The following is a 24,595-nucleotide window of genomic DNA, read 5'->3' as shown; positions in this document are numbered from 1 at the left end:
TCACGGCTACTTCCCTGGCTCCGCCTTGTTCGCATCAGCGTCAGCATTCGCTTTGGATTTGATGAAAGCGATCAGTGCATTCAGCTCCTCGTCACTCGGAGCCAATACCGGCATGACGGCTGCATAGCCCTTGACGATTTTGGCATTGGGATGAAGAACCGAATCTCTGATATAGCTCTCATCGACCTTTACGCTCGAATCGTCGGCAAGGGTTTCCGTCTTGCCGTACAGGCCCAGCCAGCTGGGGCCGACGCCCTTGTTGCCATCGACACTGTGGCAGGCCAGACAGCCGAGCGACCCGGCCAGTCGCTGTCCCTGCGCCACCAGGTCTTCACCCGAGCTCGACGCTTCGCCGGTAGAAGGTTCATCGACTTGCCCCGCAGCACCCAGTGATTTGATCAGGGCGATGACAGCACCCAGCTCATCGTCTTTGAGAGTATAGGCCACCATGACCGGCGGGTAGCCCTGTACCAGTCGGGCCTTCGGATCGAGAATCGACTCTTTCAGGTAGGCCTCGTCGACCTGCACACTGGTGCCATCGGCAAGCTGTTCAGTGCGGCCGTACAACCCCTTCCATCCCGGTCCGAGACTGGCACCGCCATCCTGGCTATGGCAGGCCTTGCAGCCGAGTTGTTCGACCAACTGGCGGCCTTTTTCCAGCACGCTGTCTCGACCGGGTTTGGCAGCTGTCGTCAATGTCTGCGCAAAAGTCGGCTGGCCTTTCAACCATTGATCGAAGACGCCCTGCTCTTCCACGATCATATGGCCGCGCATGTTGTAATGACCCACGCCACAATATTCAGCGCAAAGGACGTCATATTTTCCGGTTTTAGTCGGCGTAAACCAAAAGTACGACACCATCCCTGGCACCATGTCCATCTTGCTGCGAATTTGCGGTACATAGAAATCGTGCAGAACATCTTTAGCGCGCAGTAAAACTTTCACCGGCCGATCGAGCGGAAGACGAACTTCATTATTGATTACAAGCACATCGTCCTGCCCTGCAGGATCCTTGGGATCAAGGCCGAGGGGATTGGCGGAATCAATAAACCTGATATCCGATCTGCCCAGCTTTGCGTCTTGACCGGGAAAACGAAAGGCCCACTGCCACTGCTGGGCGACCACTTCAAGTTCGTAAGCATTTTTCGGCACCCGGACGAAGTCGTTGTAAACAACCAGACCTGGCGCCAACATCCCGGCAATACCTACCGAGGTAACGATAATCAACCATAATTCCAGCTTTTTATTTTCTGGCTGGTAGGCCGCCCTGGCACCCTCCTTGTGACGATAGCGCATCACCGCTACCGCCATAAATATCGTGATGGCGATGAAAAACACCCCGCAAATGATCAGGGTGATGAACAGGGTGGTGTCTATGGAGCCCCAGTTGGAAGCTGCCGGTGTCGCCTGCCAAGGCGCTAGTATGTGGAATAGCACTGATGCAATAACGATTAGTATCAAGACAATTGCTATTGCCATTTCCTCTTCATCCTATTCCTGTTGTTCATTGGTTATGCAAAAGCATCGCCACTTACGTCCAGGCAGGGCAGACAAATACCACCCGTCCGGGCGGTAAAGTCAGTAAGGAGTATAGAGCCATCGGCTTGTACCGTGAGGTTGGTAAAGGAGGTTCGGTTGCCAGCTATACTCAATTTCTGATGACGGACGGCAGAGATCGACCGGAAGCGGCCCCAAAGGATGAACCCTGCCCTTGTGCAGTCATCAAACATAAGTGATGGCATTGAGCAGGAACGATAGCTACAGAGTCCAGCAATCCACATGGGAGGTTTCCTCATGAGTGCCCTGACGATTGAAGGCTGGTGCAAAACCAGCGACGCCCCAAAGTCCACCCCGATGGGGGAAGTCCATTTCTACGTCGACGGACCTCTGCATCGCCGTCTGGAAGATGCCGAAGAGCGCTTGCAGAAGACCCACGAGACTGAAGCCATGGTCGATGTCGATATGGACTCGATGGATTTGATCATGCCTGAGGGATACGCCCCCTTGTCCGACTGTCAAATGCGTGTCTATTTGCAACACGACCGCGGTCAGTTTCACCTGGTCGGGCACCGTGCGAGCGATGACAGCTTGATCTATACCAATGCGGTGTTGATCGATCAGCTGCTTGATTAACGGCTACGTGATTCTCGGCACCGGACTTTCTCATGCTGATTATCTGCGCCAAGTGCCTTGGGAGGTGCCGAACTGGCGTTTGAGTGCGCGAGTGTGGAGCCACCTCGTGCATACGCCAGAGAGTCAGATATTGCATCGACTGGTGAGTCGTAACTCAGGCTGCAACCATTAATTCCATCGGTTATGTGTGTGAGGAGCATTCGTTCTATCGGGCTCGGTACAGGTAGCTAATCTTCTGGGGTTGAGGGTGGAACCTTCAGAAAGGCGAAAGCATATGGACGCAAATCTGATCGAAACCGACTACCTGATCATCGGTGCTGGCGCGACGGCCATGGCTTTCGTCGATACGCTACTCAAGGAAACGAATGCACGCATCATAATGGTGGATCGACACGACCGACCTGGCGGGCACTGGAATGATGCCTACCCGTTCGTCCGATTGCACCAGCCCTCGGCCTTCTATGGCGTCAACTCACGGGAACTGGGCAGCGGAACGAAAGACCGGGCGGAACTCAACGAGGGCCTATATGAGCTAGCCTCCGGCGCCGAGGTGGCGAGCTACTTCGACCAGGTGATGAATCAGCAGTTTCTGCCATCAGGTCAAGTCCGTTACTTCCCCATGTGCAACTACACCGGCGACCGCATTGACGACCACCGGTTTACCTCGCTGGTCAGCGGCGTAAACCACCAGGTCCAGGTGCACAAAAAGGTGGTAGACGCCACCCATGCCCAGACGGCAGTTCCCTCAACCCACCCGCCCAGGTACCGGGTGGACCCCGGCGTGCAATGCGTGCCACTGAACGACCTGCCGAAGATCCGGCACCCTCACTCTGGCTACGTAGTGGTCGGATCGGGCAAGACCGGGATCGACGCTTGCCTGTGGTGTCTGCAAAACGGTGTTGCACCCGCAAAAATCTGCTGGATCATGCCGAACGATCCGTGGTTGATCGACCGGGCCAACCTGCAACCCGGCCCCGACAGCTTCGAACGAACAATCGGCGGCCTCATGGCGCAATTCGAGGCCATCGCAGCCGCAGACTCGATCCCGGACCTGTTCGCAAGACTTGAGGCCGCGGGCCAACTCCTGCGCCTGGACAAGTCCGTCGAACCCACTGCTTACCGCTGCGCCACCGTCACACAGGCGGAATTACGCGAGCTTCGACGCATCGGCAACATTGTGCGCCTGGGCAGGGTGCGAGCTATCGAGCCAACGCGCATCATGCTCGACCGGGGCAGCATCGCCACGAGCCCAGGTACTCTACACATTGATTGCAGCGCCAGTGCCATCCCGTCACTGCCTGAAATGAAGGTGTTCGACGGCGGCAAGATTAACCTGTTGATGGTAAGCAGTTGCCAACCCGTGTTCAGCGCGGCCTTGATCGCTTATGTGGAAAGCCACCTGACCGATCGAGCGCAAATGAACGCGCTTTGCACGATGGTCCCCCCGCCTCACGTCCCCACGGACTGGATCAGAATGTGGGCGGTCTACCTGGGTAACCAACTACGCTGGGGAGAGCATGAAGGCCTGTCGCGCTGGATCAGGCAGTCGCGCTTATTCTTTCTGACTGCGGTGCTCAGGGGCCTGCAAGAAACCGACACCGGGAAAGTGGCACAACTGTATCGGCTCTCTGTCAGCAGGCAGAAGGCTCAGGCGAATCTGCCGCGGTTGCTGGAGTCCATCGCTTGAATGGCAGGAAGCGCACATGAACGAGCCACACCTCGAAATGCTCGACATCAATGGCATCCGCATGCGGGTAGCAACGCAAGGTTGCGGCCCGTTGGTCTTGCTATGCCACGGCTTCCCGGAGCTGTGGTACTCCTGGCGCAATCAGCTTGCTGCGCTGGCGGCCGCCGGCTATAGAGCGGTCGCGCCCGACATGCGTGGCTATGGCGGCACCGATGCGCCGGCCGAACCCGACGCCTACACCACACTCCACCTGGTAGGCGACATGGTGGAGTTGGTCAACGCACTCGGCGAACAACAAGCCGTGATCGTCGGTCATGACTGGGGTGCGCTGGTGGCATGGAGCGCAGCAATGATGCGACCCGATCTGTTCCGCGCAGTGGTCGGCATGAGCGTTCCCTTCTCGCCACCGGGTCGCGTGGAGCTCCTGAGCGCGCTTGCCTCGCTGGGTATCAGCGACTTTTATATCCAGTACTTCCAGACGCCGGGTGTGGCCGAGGCCGAGCTGGAAAGAGATGTCGAGTCGTCGATCCGGCGCATCTACTTCAGTGGCTCGGGTGACGGGCCCGATTGGCCGGTGTTTGGCCGGTTGCAGCCGGGACAAGGCTTGCTGGGGGGGATGATCGAGCCCGAAACCCTGCCAGCCTGGCTAAGCCTCGAGGATATCGCCTACTACACCGGCGAATTCACCCGCAGCGGATTTCGCGGCGGCTTGAACTGGTACCGCAACATGACGCGCTCATGGGCACTGCTGGCACCCTGGCGCGATTGCATTATCCGGCAGCCGTCGATGTTCATTGCCGGGAGCCGCGACGACGTGCTGAAGTTTCCGGGTTCCCCACGGCAGATCGAAGCCTTCGCGCAGACACTGCCGGAACTGCGCGGGTGTCATATCCTCGAAGGTGCCGGCCACTGGATACAGCGAGAGCGCGCGACAGAGGTCAATGAGCTGCTACTGGGTTTCCTGAAACAACTCTGAGGACGTATCACCAGCATTTAATACATATTCTCTTTTGTATTTTTTAATACTGCCGTTTCAAATCGTCGAGGGTTCAATCAATCCGGGGGGCTGCTCCAACAGGTCAAGCAACCGAGGCTCAATCGAAGTCGCCGTTACCTCGAGCAGCGCCAGCGTGACAGGCAGCTTGAAGCGTCGTCGCCCCGCGCTGCCTGGATTGACAAACAATCGCTCTCCACGCCATTCCATGCGTGGCTTGTGGGAGTGGCCGGTGATCACCAGCTTTATGCCTGGGTCCAGATCGACCGGAACATCGGCAATGTCATGCACCAACAGCGCCTGCCAACCGTTGAGGTCCAATCGCAGAAAATCAGGGAGATTTCCTGCCCATGCCTGGTTTTGATCATTGTTCCCGCGCACGACGTGCAGCGCAGCGATAGACGCCAGTCGGTCAAGAATTTCCGGGCTACCGATGTCGCCGGCATGAATGATCTGCTCGCACCCCGCCAGGGCGGCAAGCGCTTCGGGACGGAGCAAGCCGTGGGTATCGGAAATCACGCCAACTTTCATGCAAGCTCCAGAACGATATGGGCAATGGCCTGAATAATATGTGGACCCCAGGGAATCGAACGGTACCCAAAGCGGTCCAACACGTGGCAGGACAACCTGCCCGAATGATCGCCTGCCGACCGCCATTGCCTCTGGGAGAACCAATTGTCACCTGCCTTTATGCGTCAACTTGTCCGCTTGGCGATACCGCTTTTCTGCATTGCTACTTCGTCCTCTGCTTTCGCCTGCCCGCAAGGACAGTACCAGGTCTGCGTGGTTGCTTGTTTTTGTGCTCCAGGCTCCAAAGGGGACGTTGGGGAGATCTTCGATAACATGAACCAGATGGCGGCCGCCGGTTTACAGAGCTGGATCGTGCAATCGCGCAATACCGTGGCAACGGGTGATATCCAGACAGTCCCGCTGAATATCCGGGCCCAGCTCGAACCCTACTATGACATTCGAGTGCTCGATTCGGCTCGCTACAAGGTTGGCGACGATGCGCAACTGACCGCCGCAAACACCATACTGCAGAATCCCGATGTAAATGCAGTCACCCTTGTCGACATCATCGTTTTTCGCAGTCCCGATGATGCACTGAACAATGTCGCGCTGTGGGCGCACGAACTGAAGCACGTGCAGCAGTACCAGCAATGGGGCGTCAGCGAGTTTGCCACTCGCTATACCCGTGATTACTCAGCCGTCGAAACGCCTGCCTACGAGATCCAGACCCAGGTAGCCAGAGCGCTGAGAGCCAGCGTGGCCCAGTCAGGGTCTCCTCGGGTTCCTTCAGAGGACGGAGCGATAACCAACGAGTAGCTATGCTTGGTTTATTGACAGACTCTGGTAGCAACATCGTGAAAGGAGGCGTTTGAGATGCAACTCATCACGTGGAAAATCGATAAACCGGATGTGACGAATTTCATTTTGGGTCAGACGCACTTCATCAAGTCCGTCGAGGACATCCACGAAGCGCTGGTTAATGCCGTACCAGGTATCCAGTTTGGCGTGGCCTTTTGTGAAGCCTCTGGCAAGTGCCTGGTGCGATGGTCTGGCACCGATACCTCAATGATTGAACTTGCACAGAAGAATGCGAAAGCCATCGCCGCAGGCCATAGCTTCATCATTTTCCTGGGCGACGGCTTCTATCCGCTGAACGTGTTAAACACCATCAAAATGGTTCCAGAGGTATGCCGTGTTTTTTGTGCAACCGCCAATCCAACCGAAGTGATTCTCGCTGAGACGGAACAAGGGCGAGCAATCCTGGGCGTAGTGGATGGCTTCTGTGCCAATGACATTGAAGGCGATGAAGACATCCAGTGGCGCAAGAACCTGTTGCGGCAGATTGGCTACAAGCTGTGAATTGCAGAGCGAGTATTTCGTAAGAAAGGGACTGGTTTGATTTCGTCTGGCTGAACATCTGCGACGTGTCGTTTGCAGCTGGTCGCGGATGGCCGGGGTCGGCCGATTCTGTTGAAAAAGTCGGTCCGCCCAAACTGCCTGCTCATTGGCTGGTGAAAACGCCTTTTTTTGCACGCGGCTACGTGAAATCCGAGTCCGGAAGCCTCTGCCAAAAGTAAAGATTTCAATCTCGGACGCGTACTTTTCCGATGCGCAAACCATGGCCGACTTTTTCAACAGAATCGGCCAATAGCGGCCCTTCGGACTTGCCCCGAAAACCCGGCTGCTGACCGGTCAATGCAGATAACGAAAACTATGCATGTCAGTCGGAGTATCGGCTTTAATGTCGGTGCAGTTCACCTGCTCACCGCGCTGGTTTTCTATATTTTGCGCGATGTGATGCACGCTATCAGTGGGTTTCAGGTTCTGAACCCCTATCTAAATCAAGGAAGACAACCCCATTGAAAACAGCTCTCGGCGCCCTGCTTTTAACCTGTCTGACGACCAGCGCTCTCGCTGACGTCAACTCTGTCGGCTTCCAATCCTCCACCCTGCCGGACCCACACAATGAGCGACCGCTGGAGATGGTCGTCTGGTATCCCAGTACAACGACCGTCACCCCACAGTTGATCGGCGACGATGTGGCGTTTGTCGGTGCTTCTGCGGTTCGCAACGCGCCACCCTCTGCTGGCGAGCACCCATTGGTGGTGCTCTCCCATGGATTCAGAGGCAATTGGAACAATCAGAACTGGTTGGCGAGTGCATTGGCCCATAAGGGTTACATTGTCGCAGCGGTCAACCACCCCGGCACCACGACCCATGATCGCAGCCCGCAAGCGGCGGCGCAGTTATGGCAGCGACCCATTGACCTGCATCGGGCCATTGAGGCAGTCACCACTCAACCTGAAAAATTTGGCGTGGTCGCAAAGCGTCAAATTGCTGTAGTGGGCCATTCACTCGGCGGCTGGACTGCAATGGAGATCGCCGGTGCTCGTTTCGACCCGGCCCTGTTTGCCCGTGACTGCAAACTCCATCCGCAGTTATCCAGTTGCACCAATTATCAAAAGATCAACCCTGAGAGTACTCCGGCATTAAAGGCTGGTCTGGCCGGCGATTTGCGCGATCAACGCGTCACCGCTGTGGTTTCTTTGGACCTGGGACTCTCGCGCGGGATGACCGATGAGAGCCTTGCGGCACTGCCGGTGCCGGTGCTAGTTATCGCTGCCGGCGCACCGTCGGTGGAACTGCCTGCTCAGTTGGAGTCCGCCAACCTGGCCACACGCCTGCCCCAAGCGTCCAGCCGCTATGTCGAGATCAGTGACGCCAGCCATTTCAGCTTCTTGCCGATTTGCAAACCAGGTGCAGTGGCATTGCTCGAAGAGGACATTCCTGGCGATGGCATCATTTGCGGGGATGGCGACAATGCTCGCCCGCGCGAGGTAATCCAACAGCAGGTTACGTCACTGATCACCGAGTTTTTGACGCAGTCCGCGAACAACAAAGTGGAGCTCTAGGATTGCTGGCACTCGGCAACTCAGCAGACCTGAAATTTGCGTAGGAGCGCAATTTTTGTGTCGAATCCAGCCACCTATTACGATCAAAAACGTTTTTACACAGCCTCGGTCGAAAGCGGACCAATTCGAACGTCCGTTTTTGGCCGATCACAGCCTGTAGTGAAGGCTCGGAATCGACCTAGGCTGTGTAAAAACGTTTTAGAGCAGGTTTAACGGTCAGAACCAGAACGAAAATCGCGCTCCTACGCAAATCGCAGGTCCGCTGATTAACCAATCACTGGCAGATTTTACGTAGCGACGCGGACTTCAAAGCAGTGGCTACGTTTTTACACGGCCTGGACCCATTGCGGCCCGTCAAATCGTCTAGTAAACCAGGGACGATTCACAGTGACTAAGCGCTTCAGTCGGCACACGAAGAAATTTAATGACCCATTCACATTACGTGACATCCGCCGGACGGGCAAAACCCTGATGGGCGTTGCAGGTCTCGACAAAGAATTGAAGGACCGAATTCAAGGGCATGCCTTCGGTGATGTGGGATCGAAGCATTACGACCGGTATTCCTACTTCAAGGAAAAGAAGGCGGGTCTGCAGCGGTGGTCGGGGTGGTCGCAAAAAAATATCGTTTCTAAAAAAACTCACTCATGACGCTACAGGGCTCTCTTTTCGAACATTGAATTTCGACAGATCATGGCGTTGAAGCCCATTCATTCACACGGCATCACTAGGAGCATTAGGGAATGAATTTTTTTGATTTTATCAGATCAGTCCCAGATGTTGTTTGGTCTGGCTTGTTAGCGTCGGGTCTGACACTCGGGGGTGTTCTTATATCCAACAGGAGCAATAAATCGCGGTTGGAAATGCAACTTAACCATGATTCGACTATAAAGTCTCAAGAGCGCACCGCGTCGCTAAGGAGAGATGTCTACCTGGACGCCGCGAAAAAGATGCCGAAAGCGTTGAGCTCATTAATCGAGCCTTCCGATAGGGATGAGTCATTCATAGTTAGCCCTAGTTTAAGCGATTTCTTTTCCGTTGCAGCGCAGATTCAGCTAGTGGCGGAGCCTGTGACGGCATCGTTGGTCAGTGAGCTCGTATCAAAATATAACGATCTTTTGATGAGGTCTGCCTTCAGTAGAGCGGTACTCGGTAAGGCTATCAGTGACAGAAATGGCTGGGAGAAAAAGTACGAACGTTCAGTTTCAGAGTCTGAGCGAGTGTTACTTGAGCTGAATAAATTGAAAGAAGTGCCACCTGCAGATTCGAAAATTATTGACGCGGTTTTGGGGTCTTATGAGCGTTATTTTGCCGAGGCGGAAGAGGCAAGATTGGAGCTGGACGGTGCTGAAACTCGGGTGAGAATAGAACGTCTTCGTTTGCTGAAGAGTTTACTGCCGAACGTTAAGGAAATTGCTGAGTTTCAGGTTTCTGTTCTCGTGGGCATCCGAAAAGATTTGGGTTTGACTTCGAATGTTGAATTGTTGGAGCTTCAGGCGAAAAAAGAATTAATGGTTATGGAAAATGCAATTAATTATTTAGATGAATTAGTGGGTCTACATAGCGGTGACAAGGTTTAGGGCCTGAAATAATGAGGCCGCTTATGCGGCCTCATTGTTTTTCCATTCGGCAGGGTGCGGGATAACAACCATTCCGCCCTGTGGAAGATGTACTGGCTAGCTATGCATCTACTGAATTGTCCCCGCTTTCCTAGACGCCCTCCCGAAGGGTTTGGGTTGACATGGCCTTCAGTGAGGGGCTGCTTTTGGCTGTGGAGCGGACATCGAGATAGCAAACCTCAATGGGGCCGAACACTGAGGCCGTTGGCTATTTAAGCAGCGGTTACCTAGAACTTTTCCTTATTTATCGGTCTATGTGGGTAGGCACATCCGCTCGGTAAGCGCGAGCTCGCAGACTTCCCGCAGCCAGATGGCCATACGCCCAAATGTCAATCAGAGGTTTTCTTCGCTCATGAAATTCCATGACCCACGGATGGTGCTCTTCGGCCTGTTCGCGTTCGCGGCAGTGGGCTCGGCATCAGCAACACAGATGAAGGCCTCAACCTCTGCTTTCGCAACTGAAGTCGCAGCCGTTCAGGTTCCGGTCCAGGCTGCCGGCAACCCTTGGCCGACCTTGGCCAGTATGGCCGGCAAGCAGCCAGGGCCGTTGCTTGCCCATGACGACCGATACTGGCATGACGGCCGTTGGCATGATCGTAGAGACGATTGGCGCCGAGACGACTGGCGTAGAGAACAGTGGCGTAGAGAACAAGCCCGTCGAGAAGCCCAGCGCCATCGTGATTGGGAATACCACCAGGATCGGGCCATGCGACACCGCTACGAGGACGATCACCGCTACTATCGTCGCTAGTGCGACGCCACGAGATCAATCCGCCTGCACGATGAAGGCACCACCTTCCGAGCCTTGCTGGCCGAGGCCCGCAGCCGCAGCGCCATCGAGATACTCAATGACGAACGCTTGAGCCTCACCGAGATTGCCGAGCGACTGGGTTTGAGTGACCTGTCGAGCTTTTCCCAGGCACTCAAGCGCTGGTATGGGGTAGCTCCAAGTCATTTCTCGCTACGAAAAAGTAGCGGTGGCATGTGCTGAATGACGAACTGGAGTGATCAATGAGCTCAGTTCACACCGTCCCAAGACGCTCGCCTGAGCAGCCTCCTGACTCAACGAATCAAGTCACGGATATTTACCTATAGAGCAGATCCTTATACGATGAAGTCCGCTCTACTGCGCTCCATCAGATCTGAGTAAGCCATGGTGGTTATGCATAACAAAGCGATCTAACAAAATGTGCTCTATAGCCACGAAAATTTTGCGTAGAAAACCAGACAGAATCTGCATGCAGATTCAACTACTTCTACAATTAAATACAATACCATTGAGCACCTGAACAATGAACAACCCTGATTCTCCGCCCGAAAGCTCTAAAGCTTTCAGCATCGTCATAGTGAATTACAAAACACCGGAAATCACCAAGATATGCCTGGACTTATTGCACCAGCATGTAGGAAGCAACGGCGCCCCAATATGGGTAGTTGACAACTATTCCGCCGATGAAAGCACTGAGTATTTACGAACGCTTGACTGGATCAATTTAATCGAGCGCTCTGTTACTGAACCAGAACCGGGCCACATCGCGCATGGCAAGGCACTTGACCTGGTTTTGGAGCGAATTGAAACTGATTATTTATTCTTGATGCACACTGATACGTTTGTTTTCGATAAAAATGTTTTTCCGATGATGCTGAATAAATGTTTAAAAAACCCGAACGTCGTGGCCGTCGGTTGTGTTGAGCAATTAAACCGCGGTGCCACCAGAACTTTTTGGCGTTTTAGCTCGCGACTATTCAAACATCATTTCCGGCGTCTGAAAATCTCGATGGGATTGCGCTCCAGAGAGCCAAAACCGTACAAAGAAGTCTACTTGAAAAGTTTCTGCACATTGTGGAACTGCAAACTTATCAAACAGCACGACTTGCATTTTTCGATGGATGACCGTGTACCAGGCTATACTCTCCAAGACCGCATGACCGAGCTTGGCTATGTCGTTGAAATGTTATCGCCGCGTAAAATCTTCAGTTATCTGGATCACATTCAGGCCGGCACTGTTGCAGCGGCTGGTGGCTATGACAAGACTCATAGACGAACCAAAATGTACAACAACATCCTTAAGCGTCTGAACAAGGACGACAAAAAAAATTAAACTACGAATAGACGCAACGAGCCGTGAGCTCAACGCTGTTTGACGTCACCTATCAGTCTTTATATCAAGTTATTGGAGCGGTAATGGCCCCCATCACTCAAGCACTACCTATCACCCTGTCCCCGGAGCTTGATTTCGACCAAAACGCCGCCAGCGCCTTTGGTGAGTCATTGACCAGTCGCTATACTCAGGCTACGCCATTTCCGCACATCGTCATCGACAACTTCTTGCACGAAGACCTGATTGCAAGTATCTGTTCGCACTTCCCAACCGAGCCAACCAACAACGAAATGCTCTACGAGCGAGGCTATAAAGGTCAACGAAAACGTCAAATCAGTCCCAACGAATGCGCGCCCCATTTGAAAGCTGTTTTCAACATCTTTAACTCGGCCCCCATGTTGCAATTTCTTGAAAAGCTCACAGGCATCGAAGGTTTGATACCCGATCCCTACTTTGTCGGTGGCGGCCTGCATGAAACCAAAAGCGGTGGTTTCCTGGGGGTGCACTCGGACTTCAGGCTCAACAAAAAGCTTAATGTCGAGCGCCGACTGAATATCATAATTTATCTGACTGAAGACTGGCGAGAGGAATACGGCGGCAACCTGGAACTTTGGGATGTCGACATGAAGACCTGCCTTAAAAAAATCCTGCCGATTTACAATCGTTGTGTCATTTTCAATACGGACAAAGACAGTAATCATGGGCACCCAGAGCCCTTGACGACTCCAGAGCACATCACCCGCAGGTCTATAGCACTTTATTACTACACTGCAGGAACCATGGTGATCGATCCTGCACAAAGAAACAAAACCCACTACAAACCAAGGCCAAAAGATCGCTTTAGCCTAAAGTACTACATGAATAAACTAATCAAGAAGAAAAACTAAACGGTATCGCCAGACGATCGAGTTCGTACTTTTTTGAGCGTTAGTTCGCCAATCAGGATATGCCCCCATGCTCAGTTACAGCGTCGATCAAATGGCCCATGGGGGCGCCAAAGATTATAGCCGCTAGTCCTCAAAACGCCCCGTGGCATCTCGATCGCGTTCGTAGTGTCGTGTGAGCGCAAACGGCGGCAACCAGGCCTCGCGACGCACGATCCAGCTCTCGTAGGTTGGGGTCAGTTGGTCTGGGGCATCGAGGGATCCGAGGTTCACTTCGATTTCGTCTGCGCTGCGCGAGAATACGGACGAACCGCAGTGCGGACAGAAATGCCGCCCGGCGTAGTCACGGGTTTCACCTTCGATCGTCACCGCATCCTGATGAAATATCGCGGACGCATGAAACAGCGCCCCGTGATGCTTGCGGCAGTCGAGACAGTGACAAACGCCAACCCGGAACGGGCGCCCCGTCGCGACAAGGCGCACCTTGCCGCACAAACAACCACCGGTGAATTGGTCCATGCGGTGTCTCCTCCAAGCTGTCCGAAACGGCGTATCAGCGTGGAAACAGGAACGTCACGGCAGCGCGAAAGCCCCAGCCTTGCGGGCCGTCTTCCGGGCTGTCGAGCCAGTAGCGCGGGCCGGCCTGCACCGTCAGCGGTTGGCCGCCGATTCTCAACAGTTGGGTGACCGTCAGGTTGACCGGTACCGACCATTCGCGCGATTGCCAATTGTAGGTCGACTCGGTGTTCACCCCGTAGGTCGTGTACGTATGAGTGGTGTACGAGAGGAAGGGTTGCAGGAAGGTCTGGTTGACCTTTTCCTTGTCGTCTGGCGGGCTGCCGTCCAGGCCCCAGATATGGTTGGCCAGAATGCCTCGGGTCCAGCCATTGGACTGTTTCAACGCCACCGCCGTCGGGCCGAGGCCCCATTGCTCGCTGCTGAGCAATTCGTCACTGCCGGTCGGTATCAACAACGCCGGGCCGCCGCCGAGTATCCAGCCACTGTCCGTGGGCTTGGTCGGCGAGAAGAAAAAACTCTGGGTGATATCGCCGGTGCCGGATTTGTCCGCCGCGCCATTGGGGGCCAGGCCGTGCTGGTCGATGACCGGCAGAATGGTGCGAGAGATGAGGTTCCAGTCTTCGTTCAAGGCAAACGGCAGCACAGGCTGGATATTGGTGACGCTGTGCATGCCCTCCCCGGTCGGCCCTATCTTCTGGTCCCAGTTGTACTGCACCGGCAGGCTGTACATCGCCGCGACCGGGTTGAGGGCTTTCTTCGCCAGCTCTGCCGAATCTTCGGCCTGAGCCAGCGGGATGAAGCCCAACGCAACGACGAGTGTCGACGCGGTACACATCCATCCTTCTTTCAAATCCATCTCACTCACCTGTAGACGCCAAAACCGGCGTTGCAAAGGGTTAGCATAGGCAACTGTGATCGATGTGCAATTTTTCCTGGCCGCGTGTTTAACGGTTTTTGAGAGTTATTGATTCGGATTATCCCGCTGCTACAGGCAGCATTCGGCCCGCATTGGACGGCGTGCAAGCACCTGCTTTGCGTAACCGACTGGCAAGTACCAATGCCTGAATACAAGGCACCCGGACCAATGCCCGGGGCCAGGTCGGAACCCGAATGACAACTTTCATCACTTGAGAACCAAATACATGGGCATGTCGAATAAATGGATTGCGGGTATAGCTTTGAGTTGTGTATTTCAGGTCGGCTGTGTCTCGAAAGTGGCGCAGCAAGAGCAATACTCAGGCTTCCTGGGCAATTACCAGGGCCTGGAGGAGCAAACTACGCCGAGTGAGCAGAAAGTATTGCGCTGGGTATCGCCAGGGTTCGATCCTCGCGTGTACTCCACTGTGGTGTTCAGGCAGATTGAGCTGTATCCCGCGCCGCAGCCGACCGCGCGCGTCAGCCTGAAGACGCTGCAAGACCTGCAATTGATGGCCAGCAACAGCGTCAAGACCGCCTTTGCCCAGCGCTACACGATCGTCCCCTATGCGCAGTTGGTACCGACCGATTCGCGATCGCTGATCCTGCAAGCGGCGATCACTCACGTCAGCGCCAACAACGAAGGCATGCACTGGTATGAGGCTGTTCCAATCGGGGCCATTGTCGGGGCGACACAAGCAGCCACCGGGCATCGGGATCAGACTGCCGAAATGTACATCGAAGCCAACCTGATCGATGCCAAAACCGGTATGCCGGTCGCGAAGATCGTGCGCAAGGTATTCGGCGAGACCATCAAGAATGCCGAACAGCCGATTGTTGCCAATGACTTCAAGGTTGCACTCAAAGGCATGACCGACGATATGCAGGCCCTCCTCCTCAAGCGTTGACGCTCAGGTAAACCCCATCGCAAGCAGACCGGCATGGGGTTTCAATGTGATGCCCCGCCGTGTTTCCCCTCTGACAAACCGTTAGCCGTGCCGACGCCTGACGTGAGACTCAATGATGAAAATACTGGCCCATACCTTAGCGCTCGTTACGATGTTGCTGAACACCAGCTCTGATCCAGTTCGCCAAACGACTAAAGGGTTACTGGCGGGGCATCGTGAGCCGGGTTCGCTGGCCGATGCACACCGGTCAGTTGGAAGGAATAAACAATCGAATAAAGGTCATCAAGCGGATGGCGTACGGTTACCGGGATAGCGAGTTCTTTTTCATGAAGACCAAGAGCGTCTTTCCCGGTAATCCGTGAAGAACCAAAAAAAAGCCCCGGGCCCTTCATGAAAGGACTCGGGGCAAAGCCGTAGAACGAGAGGTGAGGATCGTTTACGCCGCGACAAACCAACCCTGTACGCGATGTGCATCAACGCTCCTCGAGATCCATTTAAATCGGTAAAAACCCTGGTTCAAAGCTAATAAGAATCAAAAATAATCTTTCACAAACCTGGCGCACAAAAACACAATCATTGATTTGTATCCTGATAGTTCAAGCTGAAATAGAAGCCTGTCGCAACAGCGAGGTTAGTTCATTCAGGCGTGGCTCCACGCAAACCCACCCGCCCGAGCTTGCAGTTTTCGGATAGCGCAGATAATCCATTCCAAGCATTATTCACGGTGTCCAAATCGAAAACCATGGGTCATCCAGCAATGCTTTTTCTTTGTTTAACTGAACTGATACCTCTGACAGGCCGGGCTGCTTGCCGCACTGCACACCTTTGAAACGAGCCAGTCCGGCATTGTAAATGTGACACACAGTGCACCTTCCGCCTGGCCCTCATCTTCGTTCACCTCCCGGACCAGAATGCACCGAGCCAAATCCGGCCCCTATACTCAGGCCAGTACCGCCTGAACGGAAGATTTCTATGAGCTACACCTTCAAGTTGAAAAATGGCGCCGTGGCGGTATTCGACCCGGACAGCGCCATGCTTTCCATTACAACACCCTATGGAGATGTACAAAACTCCACGCTAGGTAGAGCTGAGTCGCGCCTGTTGGACCTGCTGCTCATGGAGCCAGGTGTCACTAAAAGCCGCGATGAAATCATCGACTACACCTGGAATGACCGCGTGGTTGCCTCCGGCAGTTTGAACCAAACGGTTTTCTCACTACGCAATATTCTCAATGACAGTCGGGATCACGAGATCCTGATGACTGTTCCTCGACGCGGATACTGCTTCAACCGGCACTGTGTAGTCGATGCAGCAGCAGATGCACCAGCACCCTCAGAGCAAACAGCGCAGCCACCCGCCCCCATCCCTGGACAACTACCGCCACCTGGTAGTGATGGGCTGCTTGCACCCTCAGGTAAAACCAATAAATCCACTCGCATTACAAAGGCCCAGCTGATCGCTTATATGGTTACGCTGGCAGTCGTTGCCTTTACTATTTTTAAATTCGACTTCGACGCGCCAAAAATTGAAATTTCCAGCGTCGACAAGAATGGACTGGTCATACACGCCGTGGGCAGCGATCTTGCCGAGGCTCAAGCCCTGATGAACTTGTCGGCCAAACAAACTGAACAATTACCGCCAAACCTGAAGGGTCAAGTCTGGATCAACCTGTATAAAGCCAATTATTCCGTTTCGTGCATTCGCCCGGATCTAAGCACTGCAAATCTACAATTGAACAGCAGCGAAAGAGACCTCGCCTTGATGATCCGTCAATGTTTGGAAGTCACCCTATGAAGTTTGAAATTCCGCAAGCCGTTCACTGGCCGGTCATAGCCTTGATCAATGCACTCTGCATTTTTTCGCTTGTGTACTCTCCTTCGCACTACATGGAAAACACCAGTTATCAAACAAAAGCCCGACAATGGCTGGAAGATCTTGATCAACTGAACACCGAAGAGTACCTCACTATCGGGCATGGCCGACTCACGGGGACCACGCTGGAAAGCCTGAATGGAAAAATCCGCAATGCGACCATTTCAGCGAATATAATCGACGAAAGCAAAACTCACGTCGAAATCAAAGTCAGCAACATAAAACTCAGCCAGGACAATGAACTTTTTGCCATTGAAAAGACCCCTGACCTGTTTTTCAGACGTCAATACGTCTTGCAAGAAGGCGCCATTCTAAACTACGAATTGATTCCGACGCCGGATAAAAACGCCGTGTGTTTTTACGTACATGAACTTGGTCGCTTGCGTTGCATGAACCATTAATCGGCCTCCCGAATCGACTCAACACCCGCTTGGCACAGCTTCACATCAAAGAACTTCTCAAACAAAAATAACACTTATTGATTTGAATCAAACGTCTCTCCTGCCAAAAATTCCTCGCCGATAATCCTTGGAGTCGAGCCTGCCTGATTCTCGTCCGGGACAATGCCCTATACAGGAGAATCAAGTGAAAGCCCTGCATTTCCTGCGAACCCATAATTCGACGACTTTCGGATTTCTGGCGGTTGTATTTTTGTCTGCCATGCCACTTTATTCGTTGGCTCACGACGAGCACTCCGTAGAAAGCACGACCATTGAATATTATGAAATTGAAACAAGCCCGGATGACCGCCAGAAACTATCGCATCTGAAAATCCATAGTGAGAATGAGTATCACTCGGACGATCAGGACAGTGATTTTCCTCTCTCCACCCCACCACAAGGTGATACAGGCACGAGTTACGCCAGCTCGCTCATATTACTCTGACGTGTAGGGTGTAACCCGGTGCAAACGGTGTTTTGACCATTCTGACGACCTCATAAATATGAGTTATTGACTTTGGCAGACACCATCGAGGTGAGATTATTTTCAGGCCAGGTCGTGGCAGAGATGCAGCTGACATTCTGCTCTGCCTGAATAAACTGTTTATAAGGAAATCGCCTCGATGCTACTGAAAAACTTCGTCACCGTGTCGTTTGGCTTATTGCTTTCTCTCAAGGCCATGGCCGACGACAAGAGCGTCTACAGTGCCAAATTGACGAGTGTCGAAACCAACAAGAAGGTCCCAAGTGCAGTGAAAACAAGCTATCAGGTAAAAAACGGTTATCGTATTGACGACTTTTACACCTTTACAGCTGCAGCCATTGACCCGATGAAACCCCAATCGCAGATCTTCAGTTCGAAAATTGACCCGCGCAACGTTCAACACATGGATGATTCACCGTTGGACAGCAAGTACGCATTTTCGGCGGAGCTGGAACTGATCCGGGGACTCTGACAACCCGTTCAAAGCCAATGGCAATGGCGTCGAACTCACCGACAGCAAGGACGCCGAATTGCGTATCTTCTCCATGACTGCCCGTCAGGCCTGACCCTAATCATTTAACAGATGAGCCTTCAATTTCATGAGTATCGCACCGCCCGACGAGATCTTTCATTTGTCTTCTGCCTTGCCGAGCCAACTGAACAGAACAATAGGCAAATGGGAAATGAGCCTTATTCCAACCGAGCAAGAGGCACGCATTCGGCAACATAAACTCTTTCACAGCCCGGAACTGCAGTGCAGTCGCCTTGAGTTCGACTCATCCGTGACGCTGGTCAGTTCTGTTCCTGCCGGATTCGTGACATTCGCCATCTCGCAGCCTCCGATTGGACGCCCCGTCGTAAACAATCACAAACTACGGCCTGACGAAATCATCGTACTGCACAGCGATGAATCGGTGCATTACACCTGCGAACCGAATGAAACACTTTTCAGCATAACCACAACACTGGAAAACTATGACCGGTGCCGCCAACATCACGCGGTCATGGATATACTTGCCAACAGAACACAACACAGCTTCCAGGCTGAAAACTATCAACTCATACAATCTGCCGTTCAAGCCATCAGCGCTTGCTGTGTCGACATCAACGACTCTGATTCTTCACAGCACAGCGAAGCACAGGGTTCAGCGATTGAAAGTGCGGTGCTTGCTTCTCTATTGCAGTCGTTGACACCCGCTGGTGGCTTCAGCCGTAAAGTCCCGACAAGAAGAAAGGTGGCGATAGAAGCTATAGAGTACATTCATGAAAACACAAAAAAAACGCTCACTATAAAATCGCTGGTAAGGCAACTTGATACCACCACTCGCACCCTGCATTTTGGCTTTATTGAAACGTTCGGGATGTCGCCAATCGCTTACATCAGAAACCTGAGACTCGCCAGTGCCCGCCGCGATCTGATCAATAAAACGTGGCCCACCGTGACAGAAACCGCGATGTACTGGAATTTCCACCATCTGGGTCGGTTTTCCAAGGCGTATCAGATTGCTTACGGAGAGACTCCGTCAGAAACGGCCAGGCGCAACTCAGCCAAGCCCTGCAAATGATGATTAATAATTTCCTTTGATTAAACATAGGGACCCACCATTGCCTATTTGCCCATTCAAGGAAATAAGCATGCATCATCGAATAAACACACTGCCGCTCAAGCAGAAAATCATTCTGTGCATTACCGCCTATGCCAGCGGCATCTTATTGGCCTGGGTTATTGACGGGTACTGAAGACGTTCAATCCGCTACTACAGGGTGCACAGTGAAATAATGATACCTCGAGGTTTTTCGATGGTTGCCGCATATAAAGCGTTACTTGGAAGGCACGCAGTCACTGTATGTCTGATTGCTGCAGCGGGCTGGGCCGCATGGTTTTGTGCCGGGGGACTGGCTGAGCAATTCATTGAACGGAAGTTGAATAACGTTTACGCCGATCTGCGCGCTGCTCAAGTGGAGCCCAATGCGCAGATCGACAAAGCACTGGAAAACCTCGGCGATCTTGATCGTTCGGGTCAGGAATGCTCCGTCGATCAATATTCACAACTGGCTGACCTGGTCAAGAACCTGCGATTTGTCGATCAAGCGGCAATCCAGTTGCCCAACGGCAAGATCTGCTCCTCCTACGGACAAGAACTCCCTTCAGTACTGGCAGGCAATGAGAAGCGCAAGTTCTCAATTGGAAGACGAACTTATTGGGTAGGTTCCGGCCACGCAGCTTCTGCGGACACCGACTTCATCATTGTGTCGGAACAGTCAACCTACGTCTGGGCAAACAAGAAGATCCTGCTCGACAATTTGAAGTTTCCAGAGGACCTGCAACTGGACCTCATCGGCCCCGGCGGCGCTGTGCCCATTGCTTCCACGGGCCCTCAGCCGCTGAAGATGCAGAAGCCGTTCCACCTGGACGAACTGGTTACCTCGCCAGACAAGGTTCTGATCGCCTTTGCGGGCAACCGAAATGAACTGATCGCCGTCATTTCTCTTCCGTTGAGTTACCTGACAAGTCTCAAATTCAAATTATTCATTGGCCTTGTGTGCGTGTTCGCAGCGCTGCTCTTGCTCGCAAGGTGTGCCCAACGGTATTACACCTCTATCGCCGTACGACTTCGCAATGCCATAAAAACCAACACGCTGGGTGTTCACTACCAGCCTATCGTTAACTTGACGACGGGCTATCTGGTGGGCGCCGAAGCACTTTCTCACTGGAGCGACAACGGCACCCACGTGCCTGCGGATGTTTTCATTGCAGTGGCGGAGAAGTCTGACTTGATCCGCAAACTGACGCGCTCGGTGATTCGACAAGTGGCGGAGGATTACAGCACCTGCCTTTGGGCGTGCAAGGACTTCTACATTACGGTCAATCTTTGCGCCCGGGATATTCAGGACCCGAGCTTCCCAGACTATGTGGCCAGCGTGCTGGCAACCTACAACATGCCTGTGTCCGCCATGGCCTTTGAAATCACCGAAAGGACCCTGCTCGATCAGAAGCCTGCCGCCCGGCAATTGCAACGGCTTCGTGCGTGTGGACATCGCATTGCCGTGGACGACTTCGGTATCGGCTATTCCAACCTCTCGCTTCTTGATTCGGTGCCTTTCGACATTCTGAAAATAGATCGCTCATTGATCGCAGACGACAAGATCGCTGCCGAGGATGCCTTGTGGCGACACATTGCCCGGTTGGCCAAGTCGCTGAGACTCAAGGTCGTGGCCGAAGGTGTCGAGACTCAGGAGCAACTGCCGCATCTGGTTTCGGAGGGGGTTCTATTGGCGCAAGGCTGGTTGTTCTGCAAAGCGCTGCCTGTTCAAGCGTTGGCAAGACGCTACTTTCAATGCCCGGCAAACATCCCGCCTTACGACGCAAAAATATCAATCAATGACTTCTATTAACCCCTCACGGCCCCTCAAATGCTCGCCGAACCCTAACACCTGACAAACCTGTACAAGGACTCCACCACACATGCGACTTCGAAACCTTGGCTTCGCTTCACTGCTATCGTTGCTGTCTTTTCAGGCGCTCGCTGATGACAAAGGTTTATATCTTGGAGCTGGCGTAAGCAGCATTCAGACCGACGAATCCAGACTGGACGACGACGACACCAGCTACAAGGTTTATGCCGGGTATCGCGTCAATAGTTACCTGGCCTTCGAGGGGGCCTACGTCGATCTCGGTCAATTCAAGGACAAGAATGTCGATTTCGAAGGCAAATCGGCTCAGGCTGCCGCCCATCTCGGCTTTCCGCTGGGCGATCGGATGCGGGTATTCGGCAGTGTCGGTGCTCACGCCTGGGACGCCGACGGCAATGCCACCGACGACGATACCGGGGTTGATCTGACCTACGGTGTCGGCCTGGAGGTCGATGTCTTTCGCAACATCGGCCTGCGTGCTGAATACGAAGTTCTGGAGGTCGGAGAGATCAACCTGAATCAGACGACCGCATCCGCCTATATCCTTTTTTAATACCGCTGCAACTGAGCGACCTTCCCCGGTCGCTCATCGCACTCTGTGCGACACTCTTCCCTCGCCCTGCCTGCCCCACGATTACTTCGCACATTAAGTCCGACTGCCAAAGCATCAAGACTCTTGTAACTACAACGTATAAAGAAATAGCGACACACTCAAATTTTGGCACATTTCAAATTGCCATCAAACAGAAACCACCCTTGAATAAATGAAGCATCACGGGGCTTTTACGCACTCCAACCATAAGTTGTGCACCAAAAGCGCGCCAAATGTACGCAACATACCATACAGCACGTGCAAAATAGAATGATTAACAAATACACTGGCACCACTTCAACTCAATAGTACAAGTGCACTAGCCCCGACAGACTATCGATATCACTGAAAGTTTAATTTTTCCGACAAAAAAAACGATTTTCAAACAAAAACAATCAATTACAAGCAGTCCGTACACAAATCGATAAAAGGTATGCTTTTTGACTTCTTATGTTTGACAGACCGCTTAGAGTGGTCGATAACTGCATCTCGGACAGGTGAATATTCCAAGGTGCAGCAGCATCTGATATCCGCATATCCAGGGCAACACGTGATACACTATTACTTACTAGGGCGCCAAGTGCGAACCGTGCGGTAGCTTTAGCCCAAAAAAAGTTTAAGCGCTTTCATTCTATATACAAATATACATATATCGCGCCGAACTGCTTCAAACTTGAAACATATAAGCTCACTTTTGAAACACATATAAGCTCACTTCTGAAACACCTGCAACTGCCAACAATGAACATGACGCTCTGGGATCATTTTTTAAGGCCTCGTTGGCCTACTTTACTACCTACTAGCGAGCACGACGGTGTCTCCCCCCGACTGATCAGGCCCGCCGTGCTTAAAAACAAGCTATGTACGGAGCTCTCCAGAATGTTGACCAATAACCCCAATGACGCTCATTGGTATCTACTGCAATGCAAACCCCGACAGGACGAAAGGGCCCAGCTCAACCTGCAGCAACAAGACTACATCACGTATCGCCCTCTACACGTGAGTGAACGCCTGGTTCGCGGCAAGCGGCACCGGGTGCTGGAGTCCCTGTTTCCAGGGTATCTCTTCGTCCAGCTGAGTCGCAGTGACCACTGGGCGCCCATACGCTCTACCCGCGGCGTGAGCCGTATCGTTGAATTCAACCATGTCCCCGCAGAAGTGGCCGACGAGGTCATCGAGCACTTGCGTTTGCGCAGTATTCAATCGCTGGATAAATTGCATGACTGCAAGGCAATCGAGCCCGGGGAAATGCTGCAAATCGTCCACGGCCCGCTGGCGCCGCTCGAAGGTGTGTTTATGTCAATGCTGGGGGCTGAACGGGTCATGCTCCTGCTACAGTTCTTGAACCGGCAGCAGCAAGTCTGCGTCCCGCTCAGTGATCTGGAGCGACAACGTTCGTAACGACACAAGCAAAAACAGCCGGGCTTATTCACTTCTCGGGAATAACGATATGCCCCTCAAGCCGCACCGCCCTTTTGCATTGCTCGTGGTCTCCCTGTATCCCGGCATTGCCTGGAGTATTGACCCGCAATCCATTGATATTTACGGATTCCAGTTCATTCCCACTTTCGGTTTGTCGGAAAGTTACGACGACAACATTCGAGAGGTCGAGCATAACGTCCAGTCCTCGATGGTGACCAGGATTGCACCTTCCTTCGAGCTCAAGGCGGAAGACCGCAACAGCGCCACCCGGCTTACCTGGCAACCGACCCGCAACATCTATCATTCGCAGTCCGATGCATCGAGCACCGGGCAGCGCCTGCGGGCCGACAGCATCATGGAGTTCACCGACCGCCACCGCCTGAAACTCGACGCCGAATACCATAAGTTCGAGCGAACGACTTCAACCGCGGTCGAAGGTATCAACGACAAACTCAACGACAAGCGCGTGGGGGGCGTCTACACCTACGGTGCCAAAACCGCCGACAACCAGATAGACGTCGGCGCCAATTACGCGCAACGGCGCTACGACAATAGCGACGGCATAAACGACGACAAAGAACGCAACACCACCGGTCTCACCACGACCTGGTACCACCGGATCGGCAGCAATACCCGCGGCTTGATTGAATACGATCACACTCGCTTCGATTACCTGCAGTCCAACAGTCCGCGCAGTAGTAAATCCGATGCCGTACTGACCGGTGCCCAATGGGACTTTACCGCGCGCACCTCCGGCAAGGTTCGGGTCGGGTATGAGCGCAAGAACTTCGATGAAAGCACTTCCAGCGATCTGAGTAATCCGACCTGGCAAATTGACCTTCAATGGAAACCCCGCACCTATTCGACCTTCACCTTCCTGGCCCGCCAGGCACTGGCTGAAGGTGACGATGGTTCAGACGCCGTCAAGGCGACCTTCACCCAGATCGGCTGGCGCCATGGCTGGACCGAACGAATCACCACCGTCGCGCAGGCCGGTTATGGGCACTACGTCTACGAAGGTGAAAACCGTACCGACAAGCTTCAAGACTACAACCTTGCGGTGATCTACCAGATGCGTCGCTGGCTGGACATCGATCTGAGTTATCGATTGCGCGATAACAACTCCGATGCCGACAACGAAAGCTTCTTGCGCAATGTGTTTCAGCTCGGTTTCAACGTCAGCCTGTAAGA

The 24,595-nt window shown here is 53.3% G+C and carries 26 protein-coding genes and 1 pseudogene; 23 read left to right on the top strand and 4 right to left on the bottom strand.

The window, feature by feature from the left end; genetic code table 11:
- Positions 1 to 6: 6 nt before the first annotated feature.
- Positions 7 to 1,479, bottom strand: coding sequence for a c-type cytochrome (locus AC1DKH_RS20530; protein ID WP_477764253.1), 1,473 nt, complete (start codon positions 1,477 to 1,479; stop codon positions 7 to 9).
- A 315-nt stretch (positions 1,480 to 1,794) separates the two neighbouring features.
- Between AC1DKH_RS20530 and AC1DKH_RS20525 the strand changes: the two genes are divergently transcribed.
- The 3 genes from AC1DKH_RS20525 to AC1DKH_RS20515 all read left to right on the top strand — a co-directional run bounded on the left by AC1DKH_RS20525 (position 1,795) and on the right by AC1DKH_RS20515 (position 4,796).
- The gene (locus tag AC1DKH_RS20525; protein WP_477799117.1) at positions 1,795 to 2,133 is read left to right on the top strand and encodes a hypothetical protein; all 339 of its coding nucleotides are present in this window, start codon (positions 1,795 to 1,797) and stop codon (positions 2,131 to 2,133) included.
- Between the two features lie 274 nt (positions 2,134 to 2,407).
- Positions 2,408 to 3,820: an NAD(P)-binding protein gene (locus AC1DKH_RS20520; RefSeq protein ID WP_477799116.1), complete on the top strand. Its 1,413-nt coding sequence runs from the start codon at positions 2,408 to 2,410 to the stop codon at positions 3,818 to 3,820.
- A gap of 16 nt (positions 3,821 to 3,836) precedes the next feature.
- Complete coding sequence (locus AC1DKH_RS20515) at positions 3,837 to 4,796, top strand: alpha/beta fold hydrolase (protein WP_477788534.1); 960 nt, start codon at positions 3,837 to 3,839, stop codon at positions 4,794 to 4,796.
- A gap of 57 nt (positions 4,797 to 4,853) precedes the next feature.
- Here AC1DKH_RS20515 and AC1DKH_RS20510 read toward each other — a convergent pair whose 3' ends face one another.
- A complete protein-coding gene (locus tag AC1DKH_RS20510) occupies positions 4,854 to 5,345 on the bottom strand; it encodes a metallophosphoesterase family protein (RefSeq protein ID WP_477799115.1) in 492 nt (163 codons plus the stop codon).
- A gap of 159 nt (positions 5,346 to 5,504) precedes the next feature.
- Here AC1DKH_RS20510 and AC1DKH_RS20505 point away from each other — a divergent pair, with 159 nt between their 5' ends.
- The 9 genes from AC1DKH_RS20505 (at position 5,505) to AC1DKH_RS20465 (ending at position 12,841) form a co-directional block, all read left to right on the top strand.
- Positions 5,505 to 6,140 carry an eCIS core domain-containing protein gene (locus AC1DKH_RS20505; RefSeq protein ID WP_477799140.1) on the top strand — a complete coding sequence of 212 codons (636 nt, stop codon included), beginning with the start codon at positions 5,505 to 5,507 and terminating at the stop codon, positions 6,138 to 6,140.
- A 57-nt stretch (positions 6,141 to 6,197) separates the two neighbouring features.
- Positions 6,198 to 6,683: an adenosine-specific kinase gene (locus AC1DKH_RS20500; RefSeq protein ID WP_477799114.1), complete on the top strand. Its 486-nt coding sequence runs from the start codon at positions 6,198 to 6,200 to the stop codon at positions 6,681 to 6,683.
- A 500-nt stretch (positions 6,684 to 7,183) separates the two neighbouring features.
- Positions 7,184 to 8,236, top strand: coding sequence for an alpha/beta hydrolase family protein (locus AC1DKH_RS20495; protein WP_477799113.1), 1,053 nt, complete (start codon positions 7,184 to 7,186; stop codon positions 8,234 to 8,236).
- Positions 8,237 to 8,623: 387 nt separating this feature from the next.
- Complete coding sequence (locus AC1DKH_RS20490) at positions 8,624 to 8,884, top strand: hypothetical protein (RefSeq protein ID WP_477799112.1); 261 nt, start codon at positions 8,624 to 8,626, stop codon at positions 8,882 to 8,884.
- Between the two features lie 92 nt (positions 8,885 to 8,976).
- Complete coding sequence (locus tag AC1DKH_RS20485; protein ID WP_477799111.1) at positions 8,977 to 9,813, top strand: hypothetical protein; 837 nt, start codon at positions 8,977 to 8,979, stop codon at positions 9,811 to 9,813.
- 391 nt (positions 9,814 to 10,204) lie between these two features.
- On the top strand, positions 10,205 to 10,603 hold the full coding sequence (locus AC1DKH_RS20480; RefSeq protein ID WP_477799110.1) for a hypothetical protein: 399 nt from the start codon (positions 10,205 to 10,207) through the stop codon (positions 10,601 to 10,603).
- 18 nt (positions 10,604 to 10,621) lie between these two features.
- Complete coding sequence (locus tag AC1DKH_RS20475) at positions 10,622 to 10,843, top strand: helix-turn-helix domain-containing protein (protein ID WP_477799139.1); 222 nt, start codon at positions 10,622 to 10,624, stop codon at positions 10,841 to 10,843.
- Between the two features lie 301 nt (positions 10,844 to 11,144).
- Entirely contained in the window at positions 11,145 to 11,954 is an 810-nt protein-coding gene (locus tag AC1DKH_RS20470; protein ID WP_477760510.1) for a glycosyltransferase, read from the top strand.
- Positions 11,955 to 12,037: 83 nt separating this feature from the next.
- Entirely contained in the window at positions 12,038 to 12,841 is an 804-nt protein-coding gene (locus AC1DKH_RS20465; protein WP_108215750.1) for a 2OG-Fe(II) oxygenase, read from the top strand.
- Between the two features lie 123 nt (positions 12,842 to 12,964).
- Here the strand turns inward: AC1DKH_RS20465 and AC1DKH_RS20460 are convergent, their stop codons facing one another.
- Both AC1DKH_RS20460 and AC1DKH_RS20455 read right to left on the bottom strand, forming a co-directional pair.
- A complete protein-coding gene (locus AC1DKH_RS20460) occupies positions 12,965 to 13,357 on the bottom strand; it encodes a GFA family protein (RefSeq protein WP_477799109.1) in 393 nt (130 codons plus the stop codon).
- 34 nt (positions 13,358 to 13,391) lie between these two features.
- Positions 13,392 to 14,192 (bottom strand): transporter, encoded by an 801-nt coding sequence (locus AC1DKH_RS20455; RefSeq protein WP_477799138.1) that lies wholly within the window; start codon positions 14,190 to 14,192, stop codon positions 13,392 to 13,394.
- 307 nt (positions 14,193 to 14,499) lie between these two features.
- On the opposite strand from AC1DKH_RS20455, the gene AC1DKH_RS20450 reads away from it, so the two are divergent.
- The 11 genes and pseudogenes from AC1DKH_RS20450 to AC1DKH_RS20400 all read left to right on the top strand — a co-directional run bounded on the left by AC1DKH_RS20450 (position 14,500) and on the right by AC1DKH_RS20400 (position 24,593).
- Positions 14,500 to 15,180 carry a DUF3313 domain-containing protein gene (locus tag AC1DKH_RS20450; protein ID WP_477799108.1) on the top strand — a complete coding sequence of 227 codons (681 nt, stop codon included), beginning with the start codon at positions 14,500 to 14,502 and terminating at the stop codon, positions 15,178 to 15,180.
- Positions 15,181 to 15,347: 167 nt separating this feature from the next.
- Positions 15,348 to 15,542, top strand: a pseudogene (locus AC1DKH_RS20445) (transposase); the annotation flags it as partial.
- 610 nt (positions 15,543 to 16,152) lie between these two features.
- A complete protein-coding gene (locus AC1DKH_RS20440; RefSeq protein WP_477799107.1) occupies positions 16,153 to 16,974 on the top strand; it encodes a winged helix-turn-helix domain-containing protein in 822 nt (273 codons plus the stop codon).
- Positions 16,971 to 17,453, top strand: a complete 483-nt coding sequence (locus tag AC1DKH_RS20435; RefSeq protein ID WP_477799106.1) for a hypothetical protein — start codon at positions 16,971 to 16,973, stop codon at positions 17,451 to 17,453. Before AC1DKH_RS20440 ends, AC1DKH_RS20435 begins: the two co-directional genes overlap by 4 nt.
- A 184-nt stretch (positions 17,454 to 17,637) precedes the next feature.
- Positions 17,638 to 17,937, top strand: coding sequence for a hypothetical protein (locus AC1DKH_RS20430; RefSeq protein WP_477756866.1), 300 nt, complete (start codon positions 17,638 to 17,640; stop codon positions 17,935 to 17,937).
- 178 nt (positions 17,938 to 18,115) lie between these two features.
- Entirely contained in the window at positions 18,116 to 18,448 is a 333-nt protein-coding gene (locus tag AC1DKH_RS20425; RefSeq protein ID WP_477764236.1) for a hypothetical protein, read from the top strand.
- Between the two features lie 127 nt (positions 18,449 to 18,575).
- Positions 18,576 to 19,541 carry a helix-turn-helix domain-containing protein gene (locus AC1DKH_RS20420; protein WP_477799105.1) on the top strand — a complete coding sequence of 322 codons (966 nt, stop codon included), beginning with the start codon at positions 18,576 to 18,578 and terminating at the stop codon, positions 19,539 to 19,541.
- A gap of 235 nt (positions 19,542 to 19,776) precedes the next feature.
- Entirely contained in the window at positions 19,777 to 21,372 is a 1,596-nt protein-coding gene (locus AC1DKH_RS20415; RefSeq protein WP_477799104.1) for an EAL domain-containing protein, read from the top strand.
- A gap of 70 nt (positions 21,373 to 21,442) precedes the next feature.
- Entirely contained in the window at positions 21,443 to 21,943 is a 501-nt protein-coding gene (locus AC1DKH_RS20410) for an outer membrane beta-barrel protein (protein ID WP_477799103.1), read from the top strand.
- 918 nt (positions 21,944 to 22,861) lie between these two features.
- Positions 22,862 to 23,383 carry a transcription/translation regulatory transformer protein RfaH gene (rfaH, locus tag AC1DKH_RS20405; RefSeq protein ID WP_477799102.1) on the top strand — a complete coding sequence of 174 codons (522 nt, stop codon included), beginning with the start codon at positions 22,862 to 22,864 and terminating at the stop codon, positions 23,381 to 23,383.
- Positions 23,384 to 23,432: 49 nt separating this feature from the next.
- Positions 23,433 to 24,593 carry an outer membrane beta-barrel protein gene (locus tag AC1DKH_RS20400; RefSeq protein WP_477799101.1) on the top strand — a complete coding sequence of 387 codons (1,161 nt, stop codon included), beginning with the start codon at positions 23,433 to 23,435 and terminating at the stop codon, positions 24,591 to 24,593.
- Positions 24,594 to 24,595: the final 2 nt, after the last annotated feature.

The sequence above is a fragment of the Pseudomonas sp. 05L36 genome, from assembly GCF_056398125.1.
The sequence above is the reverse complement of the archived record's forward strand: the minus strand, read 5'-3'. Positions and strand labels throughout refer to the sequence as shown.

Excerpts from the sequence above, each read along its gene's own strand:
- AC1DKH_RS20530 (WP_477764253.1), bottom strand. The coding sequence starts at position 1,479 with ATGGCAATAGCAATTGTCTTGATACTAATCGTTATTGCATCAGTGCTA.
- AC1DKH_RS20525 (WP_477799117.1), top strand. The coding sequence starts at position 1,795 with ATGAGTGCCCTGACGATTGAAGGCTGGTGCAAAACCAGCGACGCCCCA.
- AC1DKH_RS20520 (WP_477799116.1), top strand. The coding sequence starts at position 2,408 with ATGGACGCAAATCTGATCGAAACCGACTACCTGATCATCGGTGCTGGC.
- AC1DKH_RS20515 (WP_477788534.1), top strand. The coding sequence starts at position 3,837 with ATGAACGAGCCACACCTCGAAATGCTCGACATCAATGGCATCCGCATG.
- AC1DKH_RS20510 (WP_477799115.1), bottom strand. The coding sequence starts at position 5,345 with ATGAAAGTTGGCGTGATTTCCGATACCCACGGCTTGCTCCGTCCCGAA.
- AC1DKH_RS20505 (WP_477799140.1), top strand. The coding sequence starts at position 5,505 with ATGCGTCAACTTGTCCGCTTGGCGATACCGCTTTTCTGCATTGCTACT.
- AC1DKH_RS20500 (WP_477799114.1), top strand. The coding sequence starts at position 6,198 with ATGCAACTCATCACGTGGAAAATCGATAAACCGGATGTGACGAATTTC.
- AC1DKH_RS20485 (WP_477799111.1), top strand. The coding sequence starts at position 8,977 with ATGAATTTTTTTGATTTTATCAGATCAGTCCCAGATGTTGTTTGGTCT.
- AC1DKH_RS20480 (WP_477799110.1), top strand. The coding sequence starts at position 10,205 with ATGAAATTCCATGACCCACGGATGGTGCTCTTCGGCCTGTTCGCGTTC.
- AC1DKH_RS20470 (WP_477760510.1), top strand. The coding sequence starts at position 11,145 with ATGAACAACCCTGATTCTCCGCCCGAAAGCTCTAAAGCTTTCAGCATC.
- AC1DKH_RS20465 (WP_108215750.1), top strand. The coding sequence starts at position 12,038 with ATGGCCCCCATCACTCAAGCACTACCTATCACCCTGTCCCCGGAGCTT.
- AC1DKH_RS20460 (WP_477799109.1), bottom strand. The coding sequence starts at position 13,357 with ATGGACCAATTCACCGGTGGTTGTTTGTGCGGCAAGGTGCGCCTTGTC.
- AC1DKH_RS20455 (WP_477799138.1), bottom strand. The coding sequence starts at position 14,192 with ATGTGTACCGCGTCGACACTCGTCGTTGCGTTGGGCTTCATCCCGCTG.
- AC1DKH_RS20450 (WP_477799108.1), top strand. The coding sequence starts at position 14,500 with ATGGGCATGTCGAATAAATGGATTGCGGGTATAGCTTTGAGTTGTGTA.
- AC1DKH_RS20440 (WP_477799107.1), top strand. The coding sequence starts at position 16,153 with ATGAGCTACACCTTCAAGTTGAAAAATGGCGCCGTGGCGGTATTCGAC.
- AC1DKH_RS20435 (WP_477799106.1), top strand. The coding sequence starts at position 16,971 with ATGAAGTTTGAAATTCCGCAAGCCGTTCACTGGCCGGTCATAGCCTTG.
- AC1DKH_RS20425 (WP_477764236.1), top strand. The coding sequence starts at position 18,116 with ATGCTACTGAAAAACTTCGTCACCGTGTCGTTTGGCTTATTGCTTTCT.
- AC1DKH_RS20420 (WP_477799105.1), top strand. The coding sequence starts at position 18,576 with ATGAGTATCGCACCGCCCGACGAGATCTTTCATTTGTCTTCTGCCTTG.
- AC1DKH_RS20415 (WP_477799104.1), top strand. The coding sequence starts at position 19,777 with ATGGTTGCCGCATATAAAGCGTTACTTGGAAGGCACGCAGTCACTGTA.
- AC1DKH_RS20410 (WP_477799103.1), top strand. The coding sequence starts at position 21,443 with ATGCGACTTCGAAACCTTGGCTTCGCTTCACTGCTATCGTTGCTGTCT.
- rfaH (WP_477799102.1), top strand. The coding sequence starts at position 22,862 with ATGTTGACCAATAACCCCAATGACGCTCATTGGTATCTACTGCAATGC.
- AC1DKH_RS20400 (WP_477799101.1), top strand. The coding sequence starts at position 23,433 with ATGCCCCTCAAGCCGCACCGCCCTTTTGCATTGCTCGTGGTCTCCCTG.